Here is a 6,611-nt window from a genome sequence, read left to right on the forward strand (position 1 = left end):
TAGGCGAAACCATGAGCTACGCCGCCCGTGTCTGGAACGACAACTGGATGAACTTCTCCGTGTTGCGGCACGGCGCCTTTGATGGCTTCCTCGTCACTTCGAAGAACTCCGGCACGCACTGGGTCAAGTACATGCTGGCGGTTGCGCTCGCCGACACGTACGCAATTCCGCGTCCGGAGTATTTTTCCGAGGATGGCGTGCGTCCCTATATCGGCTGGCCAAAGGATGACGTGACTTATCCGCAGCTGCCACGCCTCGCCTTCAGCCACACGATCCCGCACCGCCTTGCTGACTGGGGCGCTGCCCGCAGCCTTGCAGGCCTGCCGCCCTATGCGCTCTGCGTGCGCCATCCGATGAGCATCCTCGCTTCCCACCACGCCAAGTGGGAATACGACATTCAGGTCGACTGGCTCGAATACCTGCGCGGCGATCCGGACGGGAAGCGTTACCGGTGCGATCTCTACTGGCTCGCCCGCTTCTGGAACCGCTGGGGCGAGGTCGAGGCCAAGTTTCCGTCCTCCATCCTGCGCGTCCAGTACGAAGCCACCCGTGCCGATCCGCGCGGGACGCTCCAGGCCATCGCCCGCCACTGGGGCATCAGCTTCAAGCCCGAAGCGCTGGACGCCGCCGTCACGGCCGGCACGAAAGAGGCGATGGCGCTGAAAGTCGATCCGAACGCCGAGCCGAACGTGCTGCAGAACCGGCAGCAATCGCTCACCGCACTCTTCTCCGGCGAGGCAATGGACATCTATGCCAGCCGCGTGCGCGAGCTTTTCCGCTACGACCTCGGCTACGACCTCATGTTGCCGCCGGCGGTGTAAGCATTCCGCTCGAGCGCCCGTCCGGGCCGTACTTGATCCACCACGGCTCCAGCTTCGCCTGCTCTTCCAGCGTGCGGAACAGCGGGTCTTCCAGCACGGCCGCCGCATACTCCGACGCGGCGCCGGTCAGCGGAAGGCCGTAAGTGCGAAACCGAGTAACGACAGGTGCAAAGAAGGCATCTGCCGCCGACCATTTGCCGAACAGGAAGGGTCCGCCCTTGCCGTATTTCGCACGCAGACCGCTCCACATCGCCTGCAGGCGTGTGATGTCGGCCTCCAGCGCCGGGGTCATGTCCGGGGCAGGGTGGCGCGAGCGAATGTCCATCGAGCACATGTTGCGGATGGTCTGGAAGCCGGCATGCATCTCGCTGGAGACGGCGCGGGCAATTGCGCGCGCTTCCGAAGCTTCAGGCCAGACCTCGCCGGGCGGCGCCCATTCGGCAATGAACTCCGCAATCGCGAGGCTCTCCCAGATTTCCAGTCCGTCCCAGATCAGAAGTGGGACCTTCGCGGTCGGGCTGAGCGCCTTCAGCTTCGCCGAGGTCTCGGGGAAATCCAGCGGCACGATGATCTCTTCGACCGGCAGGCCTACCTTGCGCGACACCAGGAGCGGCCGGATCGACCAGCTTGAATAGTTGAGGTTGCCGGAGATGAACTGCCTCATGCGGGCTTTCCTTCGCCAATCGCCCAGCGGGTCTCGTTGATGGTCACACGGCCGAATACGCCGGCCTTCGAATAGGGGTCCTCGGCGTTCAGCGCCGTAACGGCGGCCAGCGATTCGGCCTCGATCAGGAAGACCGAGCCGACCATCCGGCCTTCAGAATCAAGCAAGGGCCCGGCCATGCGCACGACCTGCCCAAGGCCCGCCGCCCACTGCAGGTGCGCCGGGCGCGCTTCGGCCCGCCGGGCGGCCCCATCCGTTTCATTGTCCAGGCAATGCAGGCAGAACAGTGCCAAAACCGGCCTCCTTCATGTGTTTCCGACGCTATGGCACAAGCGCCGGGGGCTTGCCATGGGGTGCTGCCGCGCCCGCTATGCTCGTTATACGAGTGGACGCTGAATACTATATTGATTGTTCAGGAATTTGGTGTAGGCTGCGCCGATGAGCCCAAGCCCGACTGACGACACCCGCAAGCAGATCCTCATGGCCGCCGTGGAGCGCATCCTCCACTACGGCTATTCGAAGACGACGATGGCGGAGATCGCCCGCGACTGCAACATGTCGGCCGGGAACATCTATCGCTTCTTCGCCTCCAAGCTGGATATCGCGGAGGCCATGGCGCAGAAGTTCAACGAGGAATCCTGGCTCACCTTTGCCCAGATTGTCGCCCGCAAGGATTCCGCCGCCAACCGGCTGCGCGAGCTCTTTCACTATGATCTGGCCCGCACCTACTCGGCCATCGAGGACGAAGCCAAGATCCTCGAAGTCGCCGAAGTGCTTGGCAAGGAACGCCCCCTCTACATGAACGACAAGCTTGCCAAGGAGCGCGTCTTCCTCGTCCAGATCCTGCAGGACGGCGTTGCCGCCGGCGACTTCCGCCCCCTCGCCAACCCTGACGAGACTGCCGAGATGTGGCAGTCGGCCCTGATGAAGTTCCGCTTCCCTCAGCTTTTCTCGAAGCTGACCCTGCCGAAGCTTCAGCGCGAACTCGACGGCGTCATGGACCTCCTGCTCGCCGGCATTTCCACCGGCGCCGCCGTTCCGGCCCCTTGGGACGGCGTTACCCCGCCGACCGGCGAGGTCTGCCCGGTCACCGGCAAGGTCCTCCCGGTTTCGGCGCTGAAGGCCAACTAGCCTTCGGCCCTACCATTCGAAAGTTCGTATCGAATTTCGATTGATGCATATTGAAAAACAATAATTTACGCCCATATCGGTCTCAGGATGGCGATGATCGCCATCGACATTCAAAGCAAGAGACCGACCCGTGAAAAGCCCGACCCTCAAACAGAACCTCGAAACCGCCGTCACCTGGACGGTGGCTTTCGGCGTGATGATCTTCGCCCTGACCACGGCCTATGGCCTGACCCAGTTCGCCGTCTGATCGCCCGGACGTAAAAATGAGCAATGAACGCTAAATAAAAACGATTTCGTTCATTGACCAACGTTCAAACCCATGCTACATACAAACTCATGGAAGGCAGCGGTTGCCATCCACCAGATCAAAGAGCCTCAAATGACCACCTCGTCCCGCCAGGAAGCCAAACAGTCCCTCTTCGCGTTCCTTGCCGCCATTCCGGCCACCGCCCTGATCGTCTGGGCAACCTACGGCCTCACCCACTTCGTCGTCTGAACGTGCCGCGTACTGCCGCTGGCCGGCAGCCGCCCATTTGCCCGACGAATGTCTCCTGCGACGCGCGTTGCTCCCCTGACGCGCAGCAGGCCCCAGCCGGAACCTGAGGCTTCCCCCGCCGCCAGGTTCCGGCTTTTCCTTGCCCGCATGGTGTGAAGTCTAGGCTTTTGCGCCCTTGTGCCCGCCGCCATAGATGGGCGTGCTCAGCGCGGATGCCTCGTCCAGAGGCCAGCGCGGCCGCGATCCGGCGTCCAGTCCGTCCGCGCCGCCCACGAGTCCCGCCGCCAGCCGTTCTGCCCCCGCCAGCGCGATCATCGCGGCATTGTCCGTACAGTGACGAAGCGGCGGCGCAATCAGCCGCGCCCCGTTCTCTTCCGCTGCCCGCTCCAGTGCCGCGCGGATCGCCTTGTTGGCCGCCACGCCGCCGGCCACCACGAAACGTTTGTCGTCCGCACCGGTGTCAAACGCTGCCAGCGCCCGGCGGGATTTTTCCGCCAGTACATCGCAGATCGCCGCCTGGAAACTTGCGCATATATCGGCCTTCTGCCCTTCCGTTTGCGCGCTCGCCGCGACGCGTGCCACGGCGGATTTGAGCCCCGCAAAGCTCATCTCAAGGCCAGGCCGGTTCAGCAGCGGGCGCGGAAAGTCATATGCCTTGGGGTTACCTGCCGCCGCGAGCCGCTCCACTGCCGGCCCGCCCGGAAAGCCGAGGCCCATCAGCTTTGCCACCTTGTCGAACGCCTCGCCCACGGCATCGTCGATGGTCGAGCCAAGCCGCCGGTAATCGCCAAGCCCGCGCACTTCGAGAAACTGGCAATGCCCGCCGGAGACCAGCAGCAGAAGATACGGGAACGGACAATCCGCCGAGAGGCGAGGGGAGAGGGCATGCCCCTCCAGGTGGTTCACCGGAATGAACGGAACGCCGGCCGCCTGCGCCACCGCCTTGCCCGTCATCAGCCCCACCAGCACCCCGCCGATCAGCCCCGGCCCGGCGGTTGCCGCCACGCCGTCGAGCGCGTCATACGAAATCCCCGCAGCCTGCATCGCCGCCGCCACCGTCAGGTCCGCCAGCTCCGCATGCGCCCGCGCCGCAATCTCCGGCACCACGCCCCGATACGGCGCATGCTCCTCCAGCTGCGTGCGGATGATATCGGCGAGCAGCGTGACCCGACCCTCCTCATAGCGAAGCACGGCGGCCGCGGTCTCGTCGCAGCTTGTCTCGATCCCAAGTATGGTCAGAGCGCGTGTCATGCGGGGCATATAGCGGGGCAGGGGAGAAGGCGGAAGCCACCTGATTCTCCTCCTCCTCGCCAGAGGAGCAAGAGGCCTTTGAGGCTGGCTGACAATGATCGGAGCAATTTCACCGAACTGCGAAATCCAAAGTCATCCGTATCGTGAGACTTTTGGCCCGGCAGGCAGAAACCAGTTCATACATGACCGGCCCAAACAACATCCTCCGCTTTAGGCGCCGCCACCGGATCGAAAAGCCGCCACGGCCCTTGAACACCAAGCGGCGACGCAAGCGTCTTGGCGAAGAAACAAATCACCGCTCGGGCCCGTACTACTGGCCTTACGGCTTGCGTACCTGGATGCTCACAACCGGGCTCGTCCCGCCGATTGCACTTGGCATCGCCTGGCTCAACGGCTGGACGACCGTCTGGCTCTAATCCCCATCCATCCGGAGCGCCGCCACAAAGGCTTCCTGCGGAATCTCGACCTTCCCGAACTGGCGCATGCGTTTCTTGCCGGCGGCCTGCTTGTCGAGCAGCTTGCGCTTGCGCGTCGCGTCGCCGCCATAGCATTTCGCGGTCACGTCCTTGCGCATCGCGCTGATCGTCTCGCGCGCGACCACGCGCCCGCCGATCGCGGCCTGGATCGGGATCTTGAACATCTGCCGAGGGATCAGGTCCTTCAGCCGTTCGCACATCTGCCGTCCGCGCCCTTCGGCGCGGTCGCGGTGCACCAGCATAGCGAGCGCGTCCACAGGTTCCTCGTTGACGAGGATCTGCAGCTTCACGAGGTTCTCGGCGCGGTGGCCGATGAGGCTGTAATCAAAGCTCGCATAGCCGCGCGAGATGGATTTAAGCCGGTCATAGAAGTCGAACACGACCTCGTTCAGCGGCAGTTCGTATTTCACGCAGGCTCGTCCGCCCACGTACGAAAGCTCGGTCTGGATGCCGCGCCGGTCCTGGCAGAGTTTCAGGATCGAGCCGAGATACTCGTCCGGCGTGTAGATCGTTGCAGAGATCCACGGCTCACGGATTTCCGAAATGCGCACCACGTCCGGCATGTCCGCCGGGTTGTGCAGCTCGATTTCGGAACCGTCCGTCATGCTCATCTGGTAGACCACGCTCGGCGCGGTCGCGATCAGGTCAAGGTCGAACTCCCGGCTGAGGCGCTCCTGGATGATCTCGAGGTGGAGCAGCCCGAGGAAGCCGCAGCGGAAACCCATGCCGAGCGCTGCGGACGTCTCCATTTCCCAGGTAAACGACGCATCGTTCAGGCGCAGCTTGCTCATCGCGGCGCGCAGGTCGTCGAAGTCGCCCGCGTCCATCGGGAACAGGCCGCAGAACACCACCGGCTGCACTTCCTTGTAGCCGGGCAGGGCCTTGTCGGTCGGCCGCTTGTCTTCCGTGATCGTATCGCCGACCGCCGTGTCGCCCACTTCCTTGATCGACGCGACGAAGTAGCCAACCTCGCCCGGGCCGAGCGCGTCCGTCTCGGTGAGCTTCGGATTGAACGTGCCGATCTTGTCGATCTCATAAACGCCGCCGGTGCGCATCATGCGGATCGACTGCTTCTTCTTCAGCACGCCGTCGTGCACGCGCACAATCACGACCACGCCGAGATAGGGGTCGTAATAGGCGTCGACCAGCGCAGCCTTCAGCGGCGCATTCACGTCGCCGGTCTTTGGCGCCGGCAGCTGCGTGACGATCGCTTCCAGCACGTCCGGAATGCCAAGGCCGGTCTTGGCCGAAATCTCCACCGCATTCGCCGTGTCGAGGCCGATGATCTCCTCGATCTGCTCCTTCACGCGCGCCACATCGGCGGCCGGCAGGTCTACCTTGTTCAGCACCGGCACGATCTCATGGTTCTGATCGATCGCCTGGTAGACGTTCGCGAGTGTCTGTGCTTCCACGCCCTGCGAGGCGTCCACCACCAGCAGCGAGCCCTCGCACGCGGCCAGGCACCGGCTCACCTCATAGGCGAAGTCGACGTGTCCGGGCGTGTCCATCAGGTTCAGCGTATAGGTCTCGCCGTCTTTGGCCGTGTAGCTGAGGCGCACGGTCTGCGCCTTGATGGTGATGCCGCGTTCCTTTTCGATATCCATGGAATCGAGCACCTGCTCGCTCATTTCACGGTCGGAAAGCCCGCCGCAGGCCTGGATCAGCCGGTCGGCGAGGGTCGATTTGCCATGGTCGATATGGGCAATGATCGAGAAATTGCGGATTTTGTCGCGTGGGGTCATGGGCGGCATATAGCGGCGTAGGTGCGGCGC

Annotated in this window: 7 protein-coding genes; 3 read left to right on the forward strand and 4 right to left on the reverse strand. The window is 63.6% G+C overall.

Going from position 1 to position 6,611, the window contains the following annotated elements; all coding sequences use genetic code 11:
• Window positions 1–11 precede the first annotated feature (11 nt).
• Window positions 12–821 carry a sulfotransferase domain-containing protein gene (locus Q0C17_RS03040; RefSeq protein WP_291201089.1) on the forward strand — a complete coding sequence of 270 codons (810 nt, stop codon included), beginning with the start codon at window positions 12–14 and terminating at the stop codon, window positions 819–821.
• On the opposite strand, the gene Q0C17_RS03045 is transcribed toward Q0C17_RS03040, so the two are convergent.
• Both Q0C17_RS03045 and Q0C17_RS03050 read right to left on the reverse strand, forming a co-directional pair.
• A complete protein-coding gene (locus Q0C17_RS03045; protein WP_291201092.1) occupies window positions 799–1,485 on the reverse strand; it encodes a glutathione S-transferase in 687 nt (228 codons plus the stop codon). The two genes, Q0C17_RS03040 and Q0C17_RS03045, sit on opposite strands and share 23 nt — an antisense overlap.
• Window positions 1,482–1,778, reverse strand: a complete 297-nt coding sequence (locus Q0C17_RS03050) for a YciI family protein (RefSeq protein WP_291201094.1) — start codon at window positions 1,776–1,778, stop codon at window positions 1,482–1,484. Before Q0C17_RS03050 ends, Q0C17_RS03045 begins: the two co-directional genes overlap by 4 nt.
• 145 nt (window positions 1,779–1,923) lie before the next feature.
• On the opposite strand from Q0C17_RS03050, the gene Q0C17_RS03055 reads away from it, so the two are divergent.
• A complete protein-coding gene (locus tag Q0C17_RS03055; protein ID WP_291201097.1) occupies window positions 1,924–2,616 on the forward strand; it encodes a TetR/AcrR family transcriptional regulator in 693 nt (230 codons plus the stop codon).
• Window positions 2,617–3,271: 655 nt separating this feature from the next.
• Here the strand turns inward: Q0C17_RS03055 and tsaD are convergent.
• Window positions 3,272–4,372, reverse strand: a complete 1,101-nt coding sequence (gene tsaD, locus Q0C17_RS03060) for a tRNA (adenosine(37)-N6)-threonylcarbamoyltransferase complex transferase subunit TsaD (protein ID WP_366914745.1) — start codon at window positions 4,370–4,372, stop codon at window positions 3,272–3,274.
• A gap of 173 nt (window positions 4,373–4,545) precedes the next feature.
• Here tsaD and Q0C17_RS03065 point away from each other — a divergent pair, with 173 nt between their 5' ends.
• On the forward strand, window positions 4,546–4,779 hold the full coding sequence (locus Q0C17_RS03065) for a hypothetical protein (RefSeq protein WP_291201103.1): 234 nt from the start codon (window positions 4,546–4,548) through the stop codon (window positions 4,777–4,779).
• On the opposite strand, the gene lepA is transcribed toward Q0C17_RS03065, so the two are convergent.
• A complete protein-coding gene (lepA, locus tag Q0C17_RS03070) occupies window positions 4,776–6,581 on the reverse strand; it encodes a translation elongation factor 4 (protein WP_291201124.1) in 1,806 nt (601 codons plus the stop codon). The genes Q0C17_RS03065 and lepA overlap by 4 nt on opposite strands.
• Window positions 6,582–6,611 lie beyond the last annotated feature (30 nt).

This window comes from Hyphomonas sp. (assembly GCF_022844445.1).
Classification (GTDB): domain Bacteria; phylum Pseudomonadota; class Alphaproteobacteria; order Caulobacterales; family Hyphomonadaceae; genus Hyphomonas.